The sequence below is a fragment of the Tautonia marina genome (assembly GCF_009177065.1).
GTDB classification, from domain to species: Bacteria; Planctomycetota; Planctomycetia; order Isosphaerales; family Isosphaeraceae; genus Tautonia; species Tautonia marina.
On the sequence record NZ_WEZF01000004.1, the window covers coordinates 236,139 to 259,724 of the forward strand.

A 23,586-nucleotide genomic window follows, 5' to 3' on the forward strand; every position below is an offset into this window, starting at 1 on the left:
AGCACCCGGCTCTGTCGCGATTCGAGTCGTGGGTGCCGACCTTTCTGGTTCCGAATACTCCCTGTTTAGCCAGATCTACGTGATTCGTCGAGAAGTTCGAGACGCCCAGGCAAATAAGCTCGACATTGATCTGGAGCAGGAGCGACAGCGAGTGGCTTCAGAACTCTCAGGCTGACAGAACCGACCGACGCGGTGCGCACATCATCAGGGGAAGGGAGACGCGTTCGATGTCACACCGTTGGCATCTTCGACCAAGTGACCCGGCTCAGGTGAACTGGTTCGCCAAGGAAACCCGCGTCCCTCCACTGGTCGCCCAAATTCTCCTGAACCGAAAAATCAACGATCCCGAGAAGGCCAGAGACTACCTGGAAGTCCGGCGGAAGAAACTGCACGACCCCGAGTTGCTGCCCGGTGTGGTCGACGCTGCCGAGCGGATCGTCCGGGCCATCGAACAGAATCGAAAGATCGTGATCTACGGAGATTACGATGTTGACGGGGTTTGTGGTACGAGCATTCTCTGGTCCTGCCTCCGTCTGGCTGGTGCCAGAGACGTTGAGTACTACATCCCGAGACGGGTCGAGGAGGGATACGGCCTCAACGGTGAGGCCCTGAACCGAATTGCCTCCGAACTTGCGGGGCAGGTCGTCGTAACCGTCGATTGTGGGATCACCTCGGTCAGGGAAGCGAAGCTCGCTCGCTCTCTGGGAATCGAACTGATCGTCACCGATCACCACACAATCGGTCCCGACCTTCCTGAGGCGGATGTACTGGTTCATCCCCGCTTACCGGGCGGCGGGTATCCCTTCGGAGAACTTTGCGGCGCGGGTGTCGCGTTTAAACTGGCCTGGCAGGTTTGTAAAAGCTTCGGTGACGGCAAGAGGGCCTCTCCCCATCTCCGAGACTTCCTGCTCGGAGCGTTCGGTCTCGTTGCGCTGGCCACCGTGGCAGACATGGTTCCGCTCGAAGACGAAAATCGGATCTTCGTCCGATATGGCCTGGACACGATTCAGGCTGACCCCTCACTTGGGCTGACTGCCTTGATGCGGGTCGCCAACTGTTTTGGAAAGAAAAAATTAACCACCGGGAGTGTCGGCTTTGGCCTGGCCCCTCGAATCAACGCGGCCGGCAGACTTGAATGCGCCATGATGGCCGTGGACATGCTAACGACCTCTGACCCGACCCGAGCCGAGACGCTGGCTCAGGAACTCGACGCTTGCAACCGAAGACGCCAGGAGATCGAACACACGATCGTCTCCGAAGCTCGACAAATGGTCGATGCGCTCGGAGGCCTCGGAGATCGAGGAGCGGTTGTGCTCGGACATCCCAAGTGGCATCCCGGAGTCATCGGCATTGTCGCGGGCCGGCTTGCCGAGTTGTACCACCGCCCGAGTATCGTCATGGCGCTGCGAGACGACCTTTGCCAGGGATCGGGACGATCCATTCCAGGCTTCGATCTCTACGACGCAATCCGATCCTGTTCCGACGGTCTCCTCGGTTTTGGAGGGCACCGCGCTGCCGCCGGTTTGCGGATGAAACCTTCCGATTTCCCATCGTTCGCCGAGCGGTTCGACTTGCATTGTCGAGGCGCCTTGACCGAGGAACAGAAACACCGCCGCCTCGACATCGACGCTGAGGTTCGCCTGGCCGACCTGAGCCTCAAGATTGTGGAGTGGATCGAGGCTCTGGAACCCTACGGTATTGGCAACCCTCGTCCGATCCTCTCCACGACCGGAGTCCGGATCATGGGACAACCGCGAATCGTGGGAGAACGCAAGAACCACGTCCAGCTGCGTCTTTCCCAGAACGGCACGACCGTCAAGGCGATCGCTTGGAATATGGCCGAACGGCTCGGCTCACTGGCAGCCGGTACCGAATGCGCAGTGGCGTTTCTTCCATCGATCAACGAATGGAATGGGCGTCGAGAGGTTCAACTGGAAATCCGCGACGTTCAGGTCGGCACTGGCGGAGAACAGACTCATGCCCGATCAGCCTGATCCGCGAGCACTCGAGTTGGTCAACCATCTCCGGCAACGGGGCATCTCTGATGCGAACGTCCTCGATGCCCTGTTGAGCATCCCTCGTGATCGATTTGTCCCGGAATCGATCCAATCGAATGCCTGGGACGATCGCGCATTGCCGATCGGCTGCGATCAGACCATCAGTCAGCCGTTCATGGTTGCGTTGATGACTCAGGAGCTTGCTCTGACGGGTTCCGAAAAAGTTCTCGAAATTGGGACCGGTAGTGGATATCAAACCGCCGTACTCGCGAAACTCTCACGTGAGGTGTTCACCGTCGAGCGGCACAAGGCCCTTTCCGAAGCGGCTCGCAAGCTGCTCGAAGGTCAGCTTCAGCTCTCGAATCTGCGATTTCGGGTCGGAGACGGTACGATCGGATGGCCGGAGGAAGCTCCGTTCGACCGAATTCTCGTGACAGCGGCAGCCCCCGAGCTCCCCGAGACGCTGTTGAATCAACTGGCCGAAGGGGGACGGATTGTGGTCCCGATCGGATCGGAATCCCAGCAACAGCTTCATGTTGTCGACCGCAGGAACGGTGAACCCGTTCACTTCCATTCCGTCTCCTGCCGGTTCGTCCCCCTCGTCGGTGAGCACGGTTGGAAGGTTCGAGACTGATCGTGGCTCGCCAGCGGCACGAATCACGCACGAGCACGCAACTGCTCGAGCTGTCTATAATACGGTTCCTGGAACTCATCGTGTGGCCCCATCTCAGTGATCGTTGCCCAGTCGAAATGAGTTCTTGAAGTTCAAGGGCGCTTCTCCCATGGTCGAGCGACGTTTTGTCTTTCCCGGTGTGATTGAGCTCAATGTACAGGCTCGCAGGCGACTGGGGGTCAACATTTATCTCATTGACGGTGGTAATGAGTACATCCTGATCGACGTAGGGTTTCTTGATGAACTGGGAGACGTTCTGGAATTGATTCGACAGATGAACTACAGCCTGTCGGCCTGCAAAATGATCGTTGCGACCCATGCGGACGCGGATCACACGCAAGGGCTTGCCCGCGCTCGAGAACTCATGAAGTGTCCGGTTGTCGCTCACCCGAAATCTGTGGCCCCGCTCGAATCGGGCGACGAGGTTACGACCTACGCCCGAATCGATGCGCAAAACATTCATATTCCGATGCCTCCCTGCAAGGTGGATCGAACGATTGACGAGGGAGACATCCTTGAGGTTGGTGACAAACGCCTGGAAGTCTGGAGTACACCGGGTCATACCGCCGGACAACTGGCGTTTCGGATGGGGGAGTTGCTGTTCTCGGGTGACAATATCTTCCGAGACGGCAGTGTCGGTGTGATTGATGCGCACCACGGATCAAACCTCCCGGATTTCGTGAAAAGCCTTCGGAGAATTCGGGAGGCCGATGTGGAGTTCCTCCTCCCATCACACGGTCCGATCTTCCGGAAGGACATCACCCTGATTGACGCGACCATTGCCCGGTTGGAAACGTATATGCACCTGGCAGACTTCGGCACCTGCGCCGTCGATTGGCCATTGCTCGACGAGTGGGAGGAGGAACTCGCCTCGGGCAAGCTCCCTGTCTGATCCGCTCCGCTCGCTCCTCGGGAAGTTGGAATCCCCGACATCCGGCACGGCCCACGATACTTTCGTTGACGCTGGGTGTTTGATAGGAAGGCTGGAACACTGGCGATCGCTCGCCATGTTTCCTGGGATTTCCCCGGGAACGAGCGAATTCACCTCGCCAACACCAGCCCGCCCCGGGGAGAATCGCTCGATGCAACGATCTCAAAAGCTCACACTCGCACTCGGCCTTTTCGTCATCCTGTCTTCCCCGACATTGGCTCAGCGGCCAGGAGGTCCCGGTCAGGGTGGCCCGGGTCGCCCAGGTGGGATGAGAGGCATGCAGGGGGGATTGGTTCAGATTCTCTCGATGCCGCCCGTCATTGACGAACTGGGGCTTTCCGAGGAGCAGACGGAAAAGATTCGAGGTATCGCTGATCAATTGCGTAACGACATGATGAGCCGGATGCGCGAAGCCCGGGCTGAATTCGGCGACCTCGGTCCGGACGCCCGTCGTGAACGCTTCGAAGAGATGACCCGAACACTGGACGAATCCGCCCAGGAAAAGCTCAAGGATGTGCTGAAACCCGATCAGATGACCCGCCTCCATCAGGTCCAGGTCCAGTTGCAAGGCGTCCAGGCGTTTGCCAACCCAAGAGTCAAGGAATCACTGAACCTGGATGAAGAGCAGCAGTCAAAACTTTCCGAGCTGATCGAATCCTACCGCGCGGAGAGTCAAACACTGATGGAGAACGCAAGGGAGGCCGAGCAGCGTGGCGAGATCATGCGACAAATGATGGAACTCCGACGCGAAACGCTCGACAACGCAATGTCGCTTCTCTCTGACGATCAGAAGGCTTCCTGGAAGGAACTGGCCGGCGAGCCCTTCCAGATGGGTCCCAGAGCGGGCGGTCGAGGTGGTTTTGGGCCGGGTGGACGCCAGGGTCCTGGTGGCCGACCTGGCCCCGGGGGTCGCCCTGGTGCAGGCGGTCCTCCAAACGATCGTTGAGGTGACTACGACCTTCAGGACGTGTACGTGGTCACGTTCGGTCAAGCATCATGAATCGTCGGGAGTCCTCGCCTTCACGCGAGTCTCCCGACGATTTCTTTACTCCTTGGACCGCACCACGACCCGAAGCGATCCAACCCAGGTGCCATCACCCTCCTCTTGCGGTTCGACCAGGATCGAATGGGGAAGCATGGGATCGTCACCAACCCTGAGCCCAGTTCCGGAATGCTCGATGCGCACCTCAATCAACCCCTCTCGATCAGTCACGAGGCGATCTTCCTCCAACGACCAGGACTCTCCCGCAACGGCGAGGATGAAGGGGGTCATCTCGTCGGGGACGTTCTCCACTTCAACCCTGCGCCGCCAACCGTCTTGTGTGGGATCGATCACTTCGGTCACTTGCAGACCCGGTCGCTCTGCAAAATGAAGTTCGTATCGCAAACGCACTCCGTTCCCCTCGAAGGTCATTTCCTCAAAGGAACCGAACCGATCGCGCCTCAACTCGGGAAGCAGAACGCGCCCGTCGGCCTGCCGCAACAGGACGGGAGGCAACTCATCCTGAGCCACCCAGAGGCGTCGCCCTTCCGGGTGCCACTCCCAGAGGCGCCCTTCCTTGGTTCGAGAGAGGAATCCTTCATCCCACCACTGAATCCAGCTTAACCGATCAGTGTCGAACAGGACCGATCGATCCCCCTTGAGCCCGATTGCCAGGCCCCGTGGATAATAGGCTCGGGGGGTTTCCTCGGGAACGATCATGTCCCTGACAACCTGGGCTCGATCTCCCTGTCGAACAAGAAACTGTCGGGTTGCTGTTGACGCGGACTCGACGAGTCGCGGGTCGCCAAGCGCTTCCCAAACCGCTCCGAGCTGCTCATGAACGGTCCCCTCCACGCCGGGCGCGGGCAGAAGGAACTGAGGCATCGCCGTCCCCGGAATGATGCGCTGGGGATCACTGAGCCAGCGATCGAAATAGGTTTTCGACATCCTACGGTGGGCCAATGCCAGATCCGGCCCAAGCGTTTCCGCCTCCCCTCCCGGCGGAACCTTTCCATCGAGAACGTGACAGGACAAACACCCGAACCCCTGGCGACCGAGCAAGGAAATTCCCACATCGGTTCCCAGGGTGATCGGGTTTGGCTCAGCAGGCTGATCCAGAACGACTCGATCAAATTCTCTGAGATAGTCACCAATCGCCTCGGCCTCTCCAGGTTCGAAGGCAAAGCGAGGCATACGAACCGAAAGCCACGGCCGAGCCGTCGGAGCATCTCCTCGAATGGCGAGCTCAAGAGATTCCGGTCGCAGCTTCGCACCCACCTGTGAGAGATCGGGCGGGGTCAAGGTCCCTTTCAAGGCGTTGAGTTCTCGGTCTTCGGCAAGGAAACGCGCGAGTTGTTCTCCGATCCCCTCGCCTCCCTTCCCATCGCGGGAATGGCAGCCAAAACACTGATGCCGCCGCAAGGCATCCTGAGCTCGGGTCCAGGAGGACACCGGAGCCGAACCGAGAGAGCTTCCTGCGAGGAAGGTTTTGATTGCGAACCGTTGATCCTCTGCAAAACCGAACCGAGGCACACCGAACGGCGGATCGTTGGAAAGACAACCTTTCTGGAGATTGGCCTGATGATCGAGCGGGACTGCCGATTTCACGGCCATCACTCCAGGAATGTCGTGACAGGACCGGCAACCGACCGTCTCGATGAGAGCCCTGCCCCGTTGCGGATCTCCAACGGGCAGCGGCCTCTCGTCTTCCGCAGGTTGATCGGTCGATCCTGTGGTGAGGTACGCCGCGAGATGCGCGGCGGCATCGGTCGAGAGTCCCAGTTCCGGCCGATGTCGTCCCGGTTGTGACCGGGCGGGACCAGCCAGAAGCATCGCCACGGAATCGAGCGTCCTCTTGGTTCCCAACCCCTCCAGATCGGGAGTGAGTTGAATTCGATCCGGGCGATCTTCCGACCCCCGAGTATGGCATCCGAGGCAACCTGCCGACCGGAACACGAGTTGCCCTCGATCCGCATCCGCCACATTCATTGCCATCCGAGCTTCTCGATCCGGAACGGTGAGGTCCTCTGCCATTGAGCGAAGTGCGGCCACAACGTCCGCAGCCTGTTGCACATCAAGGCCGAACCCAGGCATTGGTGTTCCGCGTCGTCGAGTCTGGGGATGGATCAACCAATCGTTGAGCCAGTTTGACTGGATGGATCGAACTTCCTTCAGCGCAGGCCCCAGGTTCGGATGAGGCGACACTCCTGGGATCGCATGACAGTTCGCGCACCCGATTTGATCCGCCAGTCTCCGACCGATCTCAAACGCATCCTCATCCGGAGTTCGAACCGCCTCGTGGAATAACTGCGAGGGAGGAAGGTGTTCGAAAAACCCAAAGCTTGGCCCTTGCCAGTCGATGATGATCCGGCGATCCGATCCCTGATGCTCGGAGCGTAACCGAATCGGAACCAGTCCAGGACGCAGGGCCAGGGGTTCGGAGAGCAACCGAGTTCCCCCATCGGATTCGATGGTTTGATCCCCAATCTCAAGCCACACAGGGCCATCACTGTCGATGCGAAATCGATAGTCCCCTGACTCTCGAATCAAGAGCCAGCCTGACCAGGACGTGCTGAACCCTTCACTCGGGAGCCGAAGGTCGGGGACCGTCTCTCCCCATCGGTCCACCAGAGTGGATGCTCGACGGGTCAATCGAGGCTGTTCATCCCGGATGGGGAACCATTCCACGACCAACCCGGGAATCAGATCGTCCGGTTCGGGTTCATCGTCATCGGCCTGTGCATTGAAGCCGCTCGTGGACAAACATAGGGAAAACCCGAGGAATCCGAAGAGAGCTCGAACGAAGCGATCAGGCAGGTACATTGGTTTTCCGGGAGCATTGCAAGAAGGGCAGAACGCAAAAGAATCGATTGGATCGAGTCTAGTCCCGCCCCGCTCGGCCCCGCAAGTCAACGACGCAAATGAAGACCGGGCCGCGAGACCTTAATTGCCTCACGACCCGGTCCATGCTGTCCGAGAATGATCAACCCGACAGCTTAGCGAACCCCAAGGGCCGGATTGGCGGGATTCGGGAGAATCCCACTCGTGGTCTGCTGTCCCTGGAGCGGAATGTTCAGGAATCTCAAGCTCTGAGATGCGAAGGAGTAAATCTGGATACCATTGACCACCGTAAAGAACGGTTCGGCAATCCGATTCAGGAACACGCTGGTCCGAACAATCGGGTCACGATAGACGACAATTCGATCGCCCGGCATTAATTGATAATTCGTTGTGGTGTCGCCTGCGTTCACAATCGCCGCGAGGTTCACCGGCAACACCTGGGCACAACACGCTCCCGGAGGAGCTGGTCTCACCAGGCGAATGTTTTGAGTCGCAGCGGTGGGGAGCAATCCCCCCGCGTAGTTGATGGCATCGAGCACGGTTTCGTTGCCGGTCAACACTAAGCGGCCCGGCTGAATCACATCTCCCTGAATATAATAAACTTTGCTATTATACGAGGAGATGTCGACAAAAATACGATTTGACTCTTTTGGAGGGATCCGTTCGTATTCGAGCGTGTCGGGATTCAGCTCAATCAACCCGAGGGCTTCGTCCGTCAGAAATTGCCTGAGGTGAATGATGACCTTTTCTTTGACCTCAGACACGGTCAAGCCGGCCACGTAAATTTCGCCGTAGAAATCGAGCGAAACCTTTCCGTCAGGCCGAACGAGACGTTCACCTGTGATCGGTCGGCCAGGTAATGCTTCGAGCACCTCGATTCGGATCAAATCCGGCGGCTCAACCACATATTCTGGCATCGAGGTTTTTTCAAGTTCCCTTGGAAGATTGCTCTGGGCAATCTTTTCCTCGGGCGTCCTGACCGTCTGACATCCGCAGGCGATCAGGGCGAGCAGCGGCACGACCCAGGGCAGCCGCCATCGAGCCGTCCGTGTGCGATCCATGCGAGACTCCTGCCCGTCGAACCGGGTCCGGCCGTCGGTGGGTCGACTCCGCCCCCCGCCGACTCCTTTGGGGAACGACCACAAGCACATTGCTCGGGGGCGACCACCCTCTCTCCTGATCTCCGGAGCTTTCCCCTTGACACAGGGCCAGGGGCAAACTCCACTCACACTATCCATCGGCAAGAATGCCCCGAGGCTCAACTCTGATCTTCCCGCCGACCCGATTCCCGCATCCGACGGCCGAAAAAATGCCGGTATCGATTCGAGTGCGCCGAAGCGGGCGAAGCCTTTGAGCGCTCGATCACGTTCGATCTCCCGAAATACTGAGACGCAGTCGTTCCCCCCGGCCGAGATTGATGATAGGGGGACTGAGTCTGTTGCATTTCTTGCTCAACCATGCGCTTCTCGCCGCTCTCCTGCTGAGCCATCCGAAGCCGAGCCGCAAGGGCAAACAGGGAAACGCTCCGATTTCCCGCCCTTCCAGCCCAGGTGTGACTCGCATAGTAAGGGTCCGTGAAACGACTGTGAGGAACAGGAGTCCGACTAAACTCCTGAGCGTTTCCCCAATGAACTCCCAGCCCCAACCCCAGAACGGTCAAAAAGATTCTGATTAGCATCCGGCGCACCATGACTTCATTTCCTCCCTGACCTCGAGTCCCGCTCGTTCTGCTTCCATCGATCCGGAACCGCCCCAGTCATCACAATCCTTCAGATCCGAAGGATTTTTTTAGCTTGACCAACCCAGGACCGCACTGCCTCTCGGCCATTCCAGAATGGAGGCCACTCCCCTACCCCATCCATGAAGGACAAAGACGCCGAAGAGCCCTCGAGACGAAAGACTGCCCAGCCCCCCCTGGTTGCCAATAAAACCCGTTTCCCCCCATTTACTGAAGGTTGTTCCAGGAATTGCCCGATCGATGTGGTGAGAGGCTGGGGAGCCGGACTCAGGGAGGTCACGGAGTGTCCCGAAGCCGAGTCATCATTCAGCGAGGCGAAGGCGATGCGATTCAGGAGGAGAACCCGAGGATGGGGCTGGGGAGCCTTGCTCGCAGTTGTCTTGGCTCCCACGGTCGCTCAAGCCCAATTGTTCCCGAACCTACCCACCCAGAAGCGGGCTCGGGTCGATTGTGCTGAGGAGCTTCCTGTTTACGGAATGTATCGAAATAAGTACTACGGATATTACCCGACGTGCTGGCGTCAGTTCCCTCCCGGATGGGGTTGCCCGAGCACAGAGTCGCCAGATTGGCAAGCAGAATTGGCCCGTCAGCCACTTGATATTCCAGAAGATGATTTCCCTGGCCTTGATGGCCTCGGCCCCGATCCATTTGACGCCTCTGGCACGGATGATCTATTGCCGGAACTTCCTCGCCAGCGGTCACCCTTTGAACTCGATCAACCGGGCCAAGGGGAAGCGCCGGATGGGGCTCCTCGTCGGTCCGCGTCTCCTTTTGAGGGGGATCCGTTCGAAGCTCCCAATCGAGATCGCCCCGATGCGGCCTCGCCGCCCAGGTCCCCTTTCGATCTCCCGGGTGCTTCCTCGACCACCCCGGACACGGCTCCAGCATTGATGAATCCTCCCGTCACCACGGAGAATTCCACGGTCTCAGATTCGATCACGTCCCTTCCTCAACTCCCCAACCTTTCCGAACTGGCCGTGTTGCCAGATTCTCGACCCAGACCGATTCGGCTCCCGTCCGAGTCTGCCTCGGCTCCGCTGATCAACGCATCAAATGTGGCCGGGATTCCAGGGGACATGGTCGGACCGAACAGTGGTGCCACGGCTTCCTTAATCTCCCGCCCTGTCGGAACGATCTCGGTCGAACCTCTCACTCCTGCCTATAGCGTTCCTGGTGATACCAGTCTCGACTCCCGAGGAATGCCGATGGGCCAGGGCTTGAGTGGTTCCGATGTCCCGGTCGACATCGAATATGCCGAACCGCGACCGCGTCGGCGTCTCTTTTCCGGCCTCTTCGGGCGTGGTCGCTGATCGGCATTCCAAAACCTGAGCGTCTCTGCTTGGTCGATAATCGAACCACCCTCGTGACAAAGTGTTGCACGAGGGTGGTTTTCTTGGATGAACTCTCTTCTCTCTCCCAGCGATCGCATCGACCACGAACAAGCGCCTCAGGGAGCAACTCCTAAATCGACGATCTAGATTATGATGAATTCAAGAAAATCGTGATTTTCTCCTCGACTCAAGTGATCGCCCAGAGATTCCTGAGTCATGATCATCAGCAGCACGTATCCGAAATTGAAGTCATCGGAGCGATCGCTTGCGTTCGAACTCATGGATATCAAGGTGTGACTGATCCTCGACTCCATCGTCGAAAAATCGAAGCCTTCAGGATGGTCGGCGAAGGAGGCTTGATCGAACTTCCCCGGATCATCAACTTTCGCTTCCAAACTCAGCAAGCAGGAAATTCGCTGTGTTTTGCCCAGTTGGCTGAAACGTCCCAATCTCTCACGTTCACCTGGAGAACGACCGAGGGCGGTTTCATGGACCTGGGAGAGTCCTTCGACCAATCGTGTTCATGCCAATGGAGAACGGAGTGGCGAGGCCTCTCTTGCAAACGCACTCCGAAAGGATTTCTTGAAATCGAGGCTACCATCCCCGTTGTCGGGCCGCTATAGTCATGGGCATCGCATAGATCGACACCTTCGTGAGACGGCTACCCATCCTCAACCACGTGAGTCTCACCTTCGGCAATGCGGCCTTGCATGGCTCCCTGAGTCGCGGGGTGTGCTCCCACAGGGGCCGGAGCACGTTACCACACAGAGGGTGAGCCCACTCCCATAACAGTGCCCTTCCCTTGGAAGGTGACGTTCGGGCGTAGTCGTGATGAGCAGGGAGGGTTCGCGTTGAATGCTGCGGGAGTGATCGCTCGAAACCCGATTCTCGACGCATTAAGCGACGCGATCATCGTGATCGATCAGAACGAGCGGATCGTTCTGGCAAACCGGATCGCTGAGGAAACCTCCGGACGCCCTCAGGGATCGCTGACGGGGATGCTTCTGAGCGATCTTCTCAGCCGCTCGGATGAGCGCCAGGATCACCGATCCCTTCAGTCTTCGGAGAGGAACCAGTCCCCGAGATTCCAGGGAACGCTCTCTCGTCCTGATGGGTCGAGGGTACAAATCGACTGTCTCTTCGGCTCGACGTTTCGAGAGGCCGATGAAGACCTCACCGTTGTAACCCTCCGCCCTTCGGTCAAAGGGTCTCAGGGACAGGGACGCTCTGCCCTTCTTGATTACCTAAGGATGACCACCCGCCTCACCGATCGGCTCGGCTCTCGACCGAGTCTTGAACTCGTCCTCGGAACTGCCATCGAAACCTTGATTCAAGATTTTGGTGCGGCGATCGCACGTGTTTGGCTGGTGGATCCGGTCTCACAGCAATACCGCCTCGCCGCGTCGGGAGTCGCCGGTCAATCCATCACCATTGACGCTGAGTCTGCTAGCGATGAGGGTGAGCTTCCTCCTGAAGTCGTCGAGGTGGCACGCAGCGGGATGCATTTCCTCGTCGAAAACCTCCAGTCCGATCATCGCTTCGATCGCGAATGGATCACTCGCCATCGACTCGGATCACTGATCGCCCTCCCACTGAGTGTTGCGGGAGAACGGCACGGGATTCTATCCGCCGCGATGCGATCGGAACCGAGTGACGAATGCCTCGATGCGTTGCTCGGTTTTGCATCGATTATCTCTGCTTCTCTCAATGATGTTCAACTGCTCTATGGTGAACTTTCTGCACGCGTCGATGCTGAAGCTGAGCATCGGAGGTTTCAATCCATTGTCGATTTGATCCCGATCGGGGTGGTCCTCGTGACCGGCCCCAATCCCCGAGTAACCTTGATCAACCCCGCATGTCGAGAGATGCTCGGCCGAGACCATCTCGCCCCGATGTCCCTGCAGCAGTTTTCCAGGCTCTTCCCAGTTCGGGCACTCGACGGCTCACCCATTGCAGAATTCAATCGCCCCCTCTGGCGATCCTTTTTCCGCGCCGAGGAAGTCAGAGAGACGATCCGTTACGTTCGGCCTGACGGGGTAGAGCGAATTTTTGAGGTCATTGCCCATCCATTTCCCACCGTTGATGGAGGTGCAATCGCAACTTACCACGACATCACCGAACGAAGTGAGTTGCAATCCGATCTTTCAATGCGGGCCGCTCAGCTCAAAGCCCTGCTGGATCACTTACCCGTGGGGGTCGCCTACTTCGATCTCGATTGTCAGTGTCGTGCTTGCAATGGTCCCGCCTGGCGAATTCTTGGCCGTTCACGGTCTCAGATTATTGGCGCAACGGCCGCAGAACTATTCGCGGATTCTCCGGACTTATTGTCGGCAGTGCGACGTTGTGTGGCCGATTTGGAGCCCCATGTTCAAATCAATGCCCCCTGGACGGAAGCGACCGGCGGCGATTCGATTCGTTATCTCGAATGGCGCTTCGAGCCCCTCTTGACCTCGAACCGAGAGCCGATCGGGGCCCTTGCCCTGATCGGGGATGTCACGGCCCGAAAGCGGACTGCCGACGCAATGCAGAAGGCCAAGGACGATGCCGAACGATCTGCCCGGAATAAGTCTCGCTTCCTGTCGGCCATCAGCCACGATCTGAGAACGCCAGTCAATGCGCTCAACTTGCTCGCCGAAACCATCGGTCGGCGTCTCGGGGAACTTCCCCGGGACGATGAGTTGACCCGGCTCTCCAGCTACCTGAAACGGGCCTCTGGGAACCTTGCCGAACTGGTGAGCGACCTGCTCGATTTGACTTGTTTTGATTCCGGAGTTATCAATCAACATCAAGTCGAGTTTCCGATTGAGGACTGGCTTGATTCCACCCTCGGACCTATGCGTCTGGCCGCCCAGGAGAAGAAACTCACGTTCACCTGGGAATTCGAAGGGACACATCACTGGATTCGCGCAGACCGTGTCAAGCTGGGTAGGGTCCTCTCAAACCTTGTCGGAAACGCGATCAAATTTACGGAATCGGGTTTTATCCGGGTGAGAATTACCTTACCGACTGATGGTCGCCTCCAATTCTGCGTCGAGGACTCGGGGCCCGGTATCCCAGCGACTCAACTTGGGCAAATCTTTGACGAGTTCGCCCAGCTCCGTAATCCCGAACGAGATCGCACGAAGGGAACCGGGCTAGGACTGGCAATCTGCCGACGCCTTGTGGAAGCCGTCGGTGGCCGAATGGAGGTCTCAAGTACCTCCGGAACAGGTAGTTGCTTCATCGCGGTTTTTCCGGTCACCCCCTTGCCGTGCCCTCCTGGAACGTACTCCTCCTCCATCCAGCATTCGTCCGAAGGGACGACTCTGGGTGACCGACCTCGCGTCCTTCTTGTTGAAGACGACGAGACAACGCGCCTACCAATGAGCCATCTGCTCGAACTCTCCGGCTTTGATGTCCAAACCGCCTGCGATGGACCAGAGGCCCTTGAATGGCTTGCTCAAGAACGTCCCACCTTGGTCCTTCTCGATCTGATGATGCCACGAATGGACGGCATCGAGGTACTCCGCCGGATTCGAGGTGATAATCAGCTCGCCGATTTGCCTGTTCTTATTCTTTCTGGGGATGTCCTTGATGAACGAATCCAGCAACTAAGATCGCTCGGCGTGAGTGGCACCCTCTCCAAGCCAATCGACTTCGACCGACTCCTTACCGTACTTGAGGAACTCCTGATCCAATCGGCTTGAACCTCCTCTTCAAGCGAATGAAACGCGTAGCTTACGACCCTATCGTCAAACACGAAATGTCGGACCGGGACTGATCTGGAATCGACCTTTCAATCGGCACTTCATCCATACTCAACACGATCGAATGAACGATTCATTCCGCTTCTTCGATGAGAAAACCTCGAGCATGAACGGTCAAATAAAAAACCGACCGAGTCAAACTCGGTCGGTCAGGACTGCTAACGCAGGTAAGCGTTGATTCAACAGACGAAACTTAACGGGCGAATTAGTGTGAAGCTCCCGTGTGATGAGCTCCTGACTCATCGTGTGCAATATTCATCAGCGCGGTATCTGGATCAGGGAGCCCACCGAAATACGCCGAAGCCGCCTCACGAGACTCACCTTGATGGAGAATCGGAGAAATCCAACCCCGACTCAGAAAATCCGAGAGAGAGAAAGCGATGAGAATCAACAGCCAGAACGTTCCCGAACCGGCAAACAGCCAGGTCAAACGACTGCTGAACCTGAGATGCATGAAATAGAGCATGATCAGGACAGCTTTGATCGTCGCGATGGTTAAGGCGATCGGAATTTCGAAAACTCCGAGCTCAAAGACCAGGGCAACCACGACCGTCAGAACCATCAAGGCCATCAGGATCGCGAAGATGACAAAATTGGTTCGGAGTGAGATAACGTGCTGGCTCATCGGTTAATCAAGTAGAGGATTGGATAAAGGAAAACCCAGACGATGTCAACGAAGTGCCAGTAAAGGCCGAGCATCTCGATCTGGGTAGCACCGCCGCCAGTAAACCATCGTCGTTGCACAAGGACCGCCATGATGGCGATGATCACGATCCCAATAACCATGTGTAACGCATGGATACCCGTGAGCGTGAAGTAGAACGACCAGAAGAGAATCTGTCGTCCTGGATAGCGGTCCTGATTGAAATTGATACCCGGAACCAGTTCGAGGTGGTAATCATGGATCCACTCATACGCCTTGACTCCGAGAAAGACCGAGCCAAGAACGATTGTGGCAACCAGAAACAGCACTGTGTTCCGATGTTGCCGGAGCTGAGATGCTCGAACAGCCAATGCCATGGCCAAGCTGGAAACGAGCAATACCGCAGTATTGTACGCCCCAAGGATGGGGTCGAGATGCTCACTCGCGGCCTTCATCGCAGGTCCGTAGAGGGTCTGGACCACCGCAAAGGCGCCCAGGACCCCCCCGAAAAACAGAACCTCAGTCGAGAGAAACGCCCACATACCGAGGCTGGAACTCTCGTGCTGCTGTTGCAGATCCTCGAAGTGGTGGTACAGGTACGTATCGTCCTGACCGTAGGTATTGTCGTGGGCGGTCGCCGATGGGCTAGACAATGCCTTGCTCCTGCACTTCGCGTTGCTGGTCAGCGAATTCCTGCAACTCGTAGTCGTAGGGACCGCTGGTCACGATCTTGGTATCAAGGAAATTGTGGGTAGGGGGAGGACTCGAGGTCTCCCATTCAAGTCCGGATGCCGCCCAGGGATTAGGGCCTGCGATCTTACCGACCTTCAGGGAGATCAGCAAATAGATCAGAGGCATCATGTATCCAACGGCGAGAACGGAGGCACCAGCCGTCGACATAACATTCAAGACCTGATATTCCTCCGGGTACTCGTAATATCGACGAGGCATCCCGATATATCCCAGGAGGAACTGCGGGAAAAATGTTAGGTTGAAGCCAATAAAAACGGTCAAGGCTGAAAGTGCGCCCCAGAATTCCGAGTACATCCGGCCAGTGATCTTGGGCCACCAGAAGTGAAGGCCCCCGAGGTAGGCCATCACCATCCCACCGACCATGATGTAATGGAAGTGAGCGACGACGAAATACGTGTCGTGGACATGAACATCGGTCGCCATCGTCGAAAGGACCAAACCGGTCAGCCCTCCGATCGTGAACAAACCGATGAACCCAAGAGCGTAGAGCATCGGGGTCTTGAACGAAACCGACCCTTTATACAAGGTCGCTGTCCAGTTGAAGACCTTGATGCCCGAAGGCACGGCCACGAGGAAGCTCAAAACCGAGAAGATCATGCCTGCGTACATCGACTGACTGGAGACAAACATATGATGTCCCCAGACCAGAAAGCCGAGAACCGCGATCGCAAGTAAGGCACCCGCCATGAAGGAATAGCCGAAAATCTTCTTGCGAGCGAATGCGGTAACAATCTCACTGATCACGCCGAAGCTCGGCAAGATCATAATGTAAACCGCAGGATGGCTGTAAAACCAGAAGAGGTGCTGGAACAGAAGCGGATCACCACCGTAGGCCGGATCAAAGATTCCAACCTTGAACAGTCGCTCAACGGCGACCAGGATAATCGTGATCGCGAGAACCGGTGTTCCAAGGACAATGATCAGGCTGGTTGCGTAATGCGCCCAGATAAATAACGGCAAACGCAACCAAGTCATCCCGGGAGCCCTCATCGTGTGGACTGTCACGATAAAGTTGAGGGCTGTCAGGATGGAAGAGAACCCAACGATGAAGATCCCGAGCGCAGCGGCAATGACTTGAGTGTTCGAAAACATGGTCGAGTAGGGCGTGTAGAACGTCCAACCGGTATCCACCCCACCTGCAACAAGAGCATAGAGGGTGAAGAGCCCGCCGATCATGTAAATATACCAGCTCATGAGGTTGAGCCGGGGGAACGCCAGGTCTCGGGCACCAATCATCAAGGGAAGCAGAAAATTTCCAAGGACCGCCGGAACACCAGGGATCAAGAAGAAAAACACCATGAACACGCCATGGATCGTGAACGACCGGTTGTAGTCGTCCGGCGAACCGAAGACGTCGCCGCGCGGCGTCATCAATTCAAGTCGCAGGAGCGTAGCGGCCGCTCCACCGAGTAAGAAGAAAACCGTGATCGAAATCATGTAGAGCAAACCGATCCGCTTATGATCGGTCGTCAGGAGCCAACTTTTGACAGTATAGTCAGCTCCCAGATAGCCCATGTTCGAGTCCGACTCTTCGATCACTCTGGGATCATCGGAACGCGGTGCCGTGCTCATCAGTCCGTACCTCCGTTCGCCGCAGCCCCACCCATGAAGTCGGTAATGTTGGACGAGGCTCCTTCACCTTCAGACATCCCACGATCCGTGAGAGTCCGGTTCGGACGACCTCGACCAATCGATTTAATGTAGGAAACCAGTTTCAAAAGGTCTTCCTCTGGAATCTGGCCTGCAAACGAGGGCATCAGGGGTTCATACCCGGAGACTACCTCCTCCATGGGGCGCAGGATCGAGTCGCGAACGTATCGCTCATCCGCGACGATAATCCTCGAGCCACTCTGTGGATCTTTCGGGTCGTTTAGCAGAGGAACAGGCCCTCCAAAAACTCCCTCCAGAGGAGGAGCTTTCACGGTCGAATTGGCCCCGTGGCAACCACTGCAGTGGTACTGGCGGAACAACGCCTCACCTTCCGCGGCCAATCCGTTTGTCTCACTACTCCCTTCAAGCCAGGCCTCGTAATCGGCGGGCTCCATCACCGTGACCCAGCCACCCATGCGAGAATGCTCAGTTCCGCAATATTCCGTGCAAAACAACCGAAAACGTCCGACTTTCGTGGGATGAAACCACATCGACGTGTAACGACCGGGGAGCACGTCCTGCTTAGCTCGGAAATCCGGGATGTAATAGCTGTGAATCACATCCTCAGAGGTCATGATCAGCCGAACCGGCTTTCCAGCCGGCACGTGCAACGCATTGATCTCGCTGCTTCCTTCAGGGTGCTGAGCCTTCCACATCCACTGCTTGCCAGTGACGTAGATTTCGATCGAGTCACCAGGAGGACTGACCAGCTCGAAGTAAATGACGGCCCCCCAAATGAAGAGGCCGATTCCGATCAATGTCGGGACCGTAATGTAAATCGCTTCGGCCAGTGGGCTCGAATCGCGAATGTTGGATCGGTCTGCTTTCGAACCACGCCGATATTTGACGGCGAAGAAAAGGACGAAAAAGCAAAACGCGAAGGTAAACGCCGCGCTAACGATCATGAGCCCAATGTAAAGGGCATCGACCTTCGGCGCGAACGTTGAGGCTGAGTCGGGGAAGAGTGGGAATTCCCACATAGTTCCATGTTCTCGCTTAACGGTCCGAGTGGGCGTTCGATGTTTGGATCGTCGATGCGGAGGAAACCGATGTCCTCCGCCGGTCCCTGACAAACATGGCAATCATGAACGAACCAAGGCTGAGCACAGTCACCATGCCCAGAAGTCGGACAACGTTCATGATCGCAAAACTGTACGACCCGCTCTCCGGGTCGTAAACATAGCAAAGCAGTAATGCTTGCTCAACGACACCGCCAATCGTCCCCTCCGAAGCATCGGTCAAAGCCAGTCTGAGATCTCGAGCAGGATAGCTGATCCCGTAGACGTAACGAGAGATCCGACCCTCCGGGGTCAGAAACACCAGCCCGGCAGCATGAGCGTAAAGCTTGGACTGAGGATTGTAGGTGTACGAGAAACCAGCAGAGTCCGCGAGGGAATCGATCGTCTCCTGATCCTGGGTCGTCAGAAAATGCCAACCACTTCTCGCCTCATCCCCAGAAAAATGATACGCCCTCATCACCGCCGATTCCTTTGCGAGCGCTGACTCGGAAGAATCTGCGGGATTAATGCTCACGCTGATCACGTCGAAGGCCTGACCGACGGTGTAATCGTTCAGAACATTGAGACTGCGAACCAGACCGTCGAGGACCTGATTGCACAGCAAGGGACAATCGAAATAAACAAGGTTCAGAATCACAGGCCGGTCACCCATCAGATCTCCGAGCCGAACGGTTTCGCCCAGCTCATTCTGAAAGACGAGGTCGAGGGGAACCTGAGAACCCGGTTTCTGCTCGAATTTGACTCTGGAAAGAATCCCTGGCTGAGGTGTCAGTTCAGGTTGTTCCGTTCGCGTCGGCGAGGGTTGAGCCAGCGATGATGAAGTCGTGAGCAACCCCATCACCATGATCAACACCGAGAAGCACGATCGTAACGAACGGAGGAAGAAATTCATTCCGACGTTCCTCCTGGATCCGATGACCGCGTGGGCAGACCCTGCTCTGCAATTATGGAGAGGGCGCGATCAATCGGTATATGAGCGACCCCTGAATCGCGATCAACCCATCCATAAGAGTCCAGTCGCTCGTTGACCTCTCGACGCATAATCTCCATGTCTCGGCTCGGTTTCTCCTGAAGCCGAGGTCCTGGGTAGAGGTCGTCATCTTCCAGGGCGAAGAGGGCGGACCGCTTCTGATCAAGACGTTCTTGGGCCTGATTGAAACGCTCCGTCAGAAACGCGATTGCGATAAACACAATCACAACCACCACGGTCAACCCCACCGTGAACATGGCGATCGGGCCAACATGGATTCGGTCTTCCTGATATCCTCGAGCGTGAGGGTTGAGTGACTCATCATGATGAATCTGGTCAGCCATTGGTCAGGCCCCCTCCGAATGCGAAGCATGTGCGGCATCGTGATGTCGAAGCTCGACCAAACCTGGATCATGGTTGGCAAGCAAGGGCCGCGAGTTCAAGAAGTACACGAACGAAGCCAGCCAGAGACCACCGAGCCCAAGAATTGCCGCGAGGTCAAGGAGATGCGGCACCGGGCTCTGGTATCCGAGCGATGGCCCAAGAAGCCAGTACAGATCCACAAGATGAATCACAAAGATGAAGGACGCGATGGCTCGCAAACGCGTCGCCTTCTCTTTGTTTGAGCGGAAGAGCAGCACGAAAAACGGAAGGAAGAAGTGAAAGATCGCCAGGAAGCCAACAACGTACTGCCAGCCGTGCTGTGAACGTTGGAGGTACCACGGGATTTCCTCGCTGAGATCGCCACTCCAGACAATCAGAAACTGGCTGTATGAAGTGTATGCCCAAAGCATCACGAAGGCGAGCATCAGGTTTCCAAGATCCCTGAGTCGTTTCGGCTGGACAATGTCACCGAGAGCTCCTCGATCCGCCAGCAATGTCGTGACGATGTTAAGCAAGGCGAATGTTTGAAGTCCCATCCCGACGATCAACATCGCTCCGTAAATGGTCGAGTACCAATCGGGATCGAGCGACATCCCCCAGTCAAACATGGCAAAGGTGCCCGTCAAGAAGGCTAGGATCAGTCCTGGGGCCCCAAGAAGCGCCATTCTTCGGGTCGGGATGGAGGGATTCGAGACTCGATCCTGTTCGTTTGACCAACGAACCAACAAGAACGCAAGCCCCCCCCAGATCGCAAAGTATCCAGCCGACCTTGCGAAGTAAAAGGGGCGCTGAAACCAGATCTCTTTATGATTGAAGTGCGAAGTATGCCCGTGCTCTTCGTACTCTCCGTGCTCCTCCGAGACTGCCGCATGCTGAGAATCAGAGTGAGCATCTGGGTGCTCACCCTCAGCAGCATGATCATCCGCAGAAGAATGACTCGTCCCGTGCTCTGCTCCCGCCCAGGGATAGATCTGGTTGATTCCGAACGCGAGGGGCAAGAACAAGGGAGTCATCAATAGGAAGGTCGACGCTCCAGCTTCTAGAGGACGCCGAAGGATGAGGCCCCAGGTTCCCCCCGCAAGGTGATTGAGAAGGAGAAGACTAAGACAGGCAAAGGGCAACCCGAACCAAAAAATGTATGCGATCAGATATGATCGAAGGACCTGTTGGACGTCGAAGAAAGCGCCCACAATGCAGAGTAAGAGCCCAACAATTCCTACGATTCCGGCGATACGAAAGATCTGTTCCAAGCGACTGGCCAGGGGATCGCCGTTCCCACTGCCATCGCCACTCTTCCCGAAGAAACTCGTCACTGGGCCGCCTCCTGGGACTGCTCAACCCGCTGCCGGTCGGCCTCGTCAAGGCTGTCAATCGGAGCATTCTGACTGAGTTGAAGGGCCTTAATATACGCAACCACTGCCCAGCGGTCTTGAGGCTTGATGCGGTGTGCGTAGGAATACATCGCCCCGTAACCTCGGCTGATCACGTCGAACAGATGACCAACCGGGATCTCTCGCAGGCGTTGTTCGTGCAGGCTCGGGGGCTTTGGCATTCCTCGTTGAACGATCATTCCCTGTCCGTCACCCACGCCGCCATGACAGGGTGAACAGAAGACAGTGAACTGGTCACGACCTCGTTCGAGAACGCCTTCGTCAACCGGGAACGGAAAGGTCGTGGCGAGTTGACCATCTTCCTGACCGTAATAGAGATGTTCATCCGATCGAGCCCAACCACGAGCAACAGTGCCTGCGACAAGGGGACGGGCTGAGAAACCGTCTGGGAAAAAGGCGCTGGGCTCGTAGGTATCATACCGAGGCTGATCGTACATCTCGGAACGGCAGCCGATGAAACCGAGTGTTCCGAGTACCAGAACCCTCAGGACTGCGCCTTTACGGTGACACGAGAAGCGATTCGACGATCGAGAAGTTGTGTTCATGGTCGCACCTCCGAGAGCGATTCGGGACTGAACCCCTCGAGGAACGACCGCGTCTCCTGCTCATGGAACTGGTCGTCGTCCCACCGAATGAACAGGAAGAATCGATCGTGCGAGGCACGGACGAATTTTTCCACGCTGAAGACCGGGTGGTAAGGCATCGGAAGACCGTTCAGGAACAGCATGCCAAAAACTGCCGCGAAGGCAGCGGCCAGAATCGTGCATTCGAAGGTCACCGGGATGAACGCCGGCCAGCTATTGAGCGGTTTGCCCCCGATATTCAGGGGGTAATCGATTACAGAGGCGAAATACTGCATGGTAAATCCGCCGAGACCACCAAGCAGGCCTGCCGTGAAGACGATGGCAGGGATTCGGTTTTTTCGGAATCCGATCGCCTCGGCAAGACCTTCGACCGGGAACGGCGAATGGGCCTCCATCCGCCGATACCCTGCTTCGCGCGCCTTGGTCGCAGCACTGACCAGTTCGGTCGGTGATTTGAACTCAGCGATGTACCCGTAGAGATCTGGGTGCGTCACGTCCATCGTTCAGTTCCACTCCCGATCAGGCGTGCGACGAGTCGCCCTTGCCGTGTCCGTCGTTGCCAAGACTCTTGCGATGATCCACCTCGTATGCCAGTTCCTGCATCTCGCTGATCGCAATCGCAGGCAGGACCCGGATGAAGAGGAACAGGAGGCAGAAGAAAACGCCGATCGTTCCGAGGTAGAGCGACCAATCCCAGAACGTTGGGGTGTACTGCTGCCAGTTTGCGGGAACGAAATCCTGGCTCAGGCTCGTCACGACGATGATGAAACGCTCGAGCCACATGCCGACGTTCACGACAATCGAGATCAGCCAGAGTACGATCACGTTGCGTCGGGCGAAGCGAAACCAGAGCAGTTGCGGAATCACGATGTTGCAGGCGATCAGGCCCCAGTAAAACAGCCAGTAAGGCCCAAAGGGCCGACCTGGCCCGAGCATCATGAAGAACTCGTATTCGTTCTCGCCGTACCAGGCAATGAAGTCCTCCATCAAATAGCCGTAGGCAACGATCAAGCCTGTCGCCAACATGACCTTGGCCATGTTCTCAAGGTGACGATCGGTGATGAAGTCCTTCAGGTCGTAAACGGCTCGAAGGGGAATCGCCAACGTCAGCACCATGGCGAAACCCGAAAAGATCGCACCCGCAACGAAATAAGGCGGGAAGACCGTTGTGTGCCAGCCAGGGACCACGCTCACGGCGAAGTCGTAGGACACGATCGTATGCACCGAGACGACCAGGGGAGTGGCCAGACCTGCGAGGAGCAAATACGACGTTTGATACCGTGCCCAGTGGCGGGCAGAGCCTCGCCAGCCCATCGACATCGCCCCATAAATCACCTGGGCAAACTTGTTCTTCGCACGATCTCGAAGGTTCGCCAGGTCGGGAAGTAAGCCGACATACCAGAACAGCAGCGAAACCGTGGCGTAGGTCGACACCGCAAAGACGTCGAAGACCAGAGGACTTCGAAACTGCGGCCAAAGGGCCATGGTGTTCGGATAAGGCATCAGCCAGTAGAACACCCACGGCCGGCCAAGGTGGAGGATCGGGAACATGCCGGCGCAGGCCACCGCGAAAAGCGTCATGGCTTCCGCGAAGCGATTGATCGATGTTCTCCACTCTTGCCGCAGCAGAAGCAAGATCGCCGAGATCAATGTGCCGGCGTGACCGATACCGATCCACCAGACGAAGTTGACAATTGCGAAGCCCCACATCACCGGGACATTGAGGCCCCAGATGCCCGTGCCCTTCAAAAAGAGTACGGTTACGGACATCAAAAACAGCATCACGAACGCGAAGGAGATCGCAAGGCCGAGTACCCAGCTCTTGCGAATCCGGTCGAGAAGGACAACTGCGGTGAGTTTGTCCGAGACCGTCGCGTACGTGTGCCCGGGGCCAATGATCGGCAGTTCTTCCACGCCGGACCGCCCCGTCAGATCGTTCTCACTTGCCATCGA

General features: G+C 57.0%; 18 protein-coding genes and 1 pseudogene. 5 read left to right on the top strand and 14 right to left on the bottom strand.

Annotated features, from left to right (window positions below; translation table 11 throughout):
* Positions 1 to 227: 227 nt before the first annotated feature.
* From recJ to GA615_RS07050, 4 genes are all read left to right on the top strand, one after another.
* On the top strand, positions 228 to 1,994 hold the full coding sequence (gene recJ, locus GA615_RS07035; RefSeq protein WP_152050565.1) for a single-stranded-DNA-specific exonuclease RecJ: 1,767 nt from the start codon (positions 228 to 230) through the stop codon (positions 1,992 to 1,994).
* Positions 1,978 to 2,631, top strand: a complete 654-nt coding sequence (locus GA615_RS07040) for a protein-L-isoaspartate(D-aspartate) O-methyltransferase (RefSeq protein WP_152050566.1) — start codon at positions 1,978 to 1,980, stop codon at positions 2,629 to 2,631. Before recJ ends, GA615_RS07040 begins: the two co-directional genes overlap by 17 nt.
* A 148-nt stretch (positions 2,632 to 2,779) precedes the next feature.
* Positions 2,780 to 3,562, top strand: a complete 783-nt coding sequence (locus tag GA615_RS07045) for an MBL fold metallo-hydrolase (RefSeq protein WP_152050567.1) — start codon at positions 2,780 to 2,782, stop codon at positions 3,560 to 3,562.
* A gap of 316 nt (positions 3,563 to 3,878) precedes the next feature.
* Positions 3,879 to 4,547: a Spy/CpxP family protein refolding chaperone gene (locus GA615_RS07050; RefSeq protein WP_152050568.1), complete on the top strand. Its 669-nt coding sequence runs from the start codon at positions 3,879 to 3,881 to the stop codon at positions 4,545 to 4,547.
* 99 nt (positions 4,548 to 4,646) lie between these two features.
* On the opposite strand, the gene GA615_RS28050 is transcribed toward GA615_RS07050, so the two are convergent.
* From GA615_RS28050 to GA615_RS07065, 4 genes and pseudogenes are all read right to left on the bottom strand, one after another.
* Positions 4,647 to 5,777 carry a c-type cytochrome gene (locus GA615_RS28050; RefSeq protein WP_235905169.1) on the bottom strand — a complete coding sequence of 377 codons (1,131 nt, stop codon included), beginning with the start codon at positions 5,775 to 5,777 and terminating at the stop codon, positions 4,647 to 4,649.
* An 849-nt stretch (positions 5,778 to 6,626) separates the two neighbouring features.
* A pseudogene (locus tag GA615_RS28655) lies at positions 6,627 to 7,406 on the bottom strand (PA14 domain-containing protein); the annotation flags it as partial.
* Positions 7,407 to 7,579: 173 nt separating this feature from the next.
* Positions 7,580 to 8,485 (bottom strand): polysaccharide biosynthesis/export family protein, encoded by a 906-nt coding sequence (locus tag GA615_RS07060; RefSeq protein WP_152050570.1) that lies wholly within the window; start codon positions 8,483 to 8,485, stop codon positions 7,580 to 7,582.
* Between the two features lie 2,151 nt (positions 8,486 to 10,636).
* Complete coding sequence (locus GA615_RS07065; protein ID WP_152050571.1) at positions 10,637 to 11,008, bottom strand: hypothetical protein; 372 nt, start codon at positions 11,006 to 11,008, stop codon at positions 10,637 to 10,639.
* A 351-nt stretch (positions 11,009 to 11,359) separates the two neighbouring features.
* Here GA615_RS07065 and GA615_RS28660 point away from each other — a divergent pair, with 351 nt between their 5' ends.
* Positions 11,360 to 14,179 carry an ATP-binding protein gene (locus GA615_RS28660; protein ID WP_390622220.1) on the top strand — a complete coding sequence of 940 codons (2,820 nt, stop codon included), beginning with the start codon at positions 11,360 to 11,362 and terminating at the stop codon, positions 14,177 to 14,179.
* A 265-nt stretch (positions 14,180 to 14,444) separates the two neighbouring features.
* Here GA615_RS28660 and GA615_RS07080 read toward each other — a convergent pair whose 3' ends face one another.
* From GA615_RS07080 to nrfD, 10 genes are read right to left on the bottom strand one after another with little or no spacing between them, the layout of a single operon-like run.
* Positions 14,445 to 14,864 carry a cytochrome C oxidase subunit IV family protein gene (locus GA615_RS07080; RefSeq protein ID WP_152050573.1) on the bottom strand — a complete coding sequence of 140 codons (420 nt, stop codon included), beginning with the start codon at positions 14,862 to 14,864 and terminating at the stop codon, positions 14,445 to 14,447.
* Positions 14,861 to 15,535 carry a cytochrome c oxidase subunit 3 gene (locus tag GA615_RS07085; RefSeq protein ID WP_235905171.1) on the bottom strand — a complete coding sequence of 225 codons (675 nt, stop codon included), beginning with the start codon at positions 15,533 to 15,535 and terminating at the stop codon, positions 14,861 to 14,863. Before GA615_RS07085 ends, GA615_RS07080 begins: the two co-directional genes overlap by 4 nt.
* Positions 15,528 to 17,150, bottom strand: coding sequence for a cytochrome c oxidase subunit I (ctaD, locus tag GA615_RS07090; RefSeq protein WP_201750130.1), 1,623 nt, complete (start codon positions 17,148 to 17,150; stop codon positions 15,528 to 15,530). The genes GA615_RS07085 and ctaD overlap by 8 nt, the downstream gene beginning before the upstream one ends.
* Positions 17,151 to 17,206: 56 nt before the next feature.
* The gene (gene coxB / locus GA615_RS07095) at positions 17,207 to 18,265 is read right to left on the bottom strand and encodes a cytochrome c oxidase subunit II (protein ID WP_152050575.1); all 1,059 of its coding nucleotides are present in this window, start codon (positions 18,263 to 18,265) and stop codon (positions 17,207 to 17,209) included.
* Positions 18,266 to 18,281: 16 nt separating this feature from the next.
* On the bottom strand, positions 18,282 to 19,196 hold the full coding sequence (locus GA615_RS07100) for an SCO family protein (RefSeq protein WP_152050576.1): 915 nt from the start codon (positions 19,194 to 19,196) through the stop codon (positions 18,282 to 18,284).
* Positions 19,193 to 19,618 (bottom strand): hypothetical protein, encoded by a 426-nt coding sequence (locus GA615_RS07105; RefSeq protein WP_152050577.1) that lies wholly within the window; start codon positions 19,616 to 19,618, stop codon positions 19,193 to 19,195. The genes GA615_RS07100 and GA615_RS07105 overlap by 4 nt, the downstream gene beginning before the upstream one ends.
* A gap of 3 nt (positions 19,619 to 19,621) precedes the next feature.
* Positions 19,622 to 20,971 carry a hypothetical protein gene (locus GA615_RS07110; RefSeq protein ID WP_152050578.1) on the bottom strand — a complete coding sequence of 450 codons (1,350 nt, stop codon included), beginning with the start codon at positions 20,969 to 20,971 and terminating at the stop codon, positions 19,622 to 19,624.
* Entirely contained in the window at positions 20,968 to 21,594 is a 627-nt protein-coding gene (locus tag GA615_RS07115) for a c-type cytochrome (protein ID WP_152050579.1), read from the bottom strand. The genes GA615_RS07110 and GA615_RS07115 overlap by 4 nt, the downstream gene beginning before the upstream one ends.
* Positions 21,591 to 22,133 (bottom strand): DUF3341 domain-containing protein, encoded by a 543-nt coding sequence (locus GA615_RS07120; protein ID WP_235905172.1) that lies wholly within the window; start codon positions 22,131 to 22,133, stop codon positions 21,591 to 21,593. Before GA615_RS07120 ends, GA615_RS07115 begins: the two co-directional genes overlap by 4 nt.
* A 19-nt stretch (positions 22,134 to 22,152) precedes the next feature.
* Entirely contained in the window at positions 22,153 to 23,583 is a 1,431-nt protein-coding gene (gene nrfD / locus GA615_RS07125) for an NrfD/PsrC family molybdoenzyme membrane anchor subunit (RefSeq protein WP_152050580.1), read from the bottom strand.
* Positions 23,584 to 23,586 lie beyond the last annotated feature (3 nt).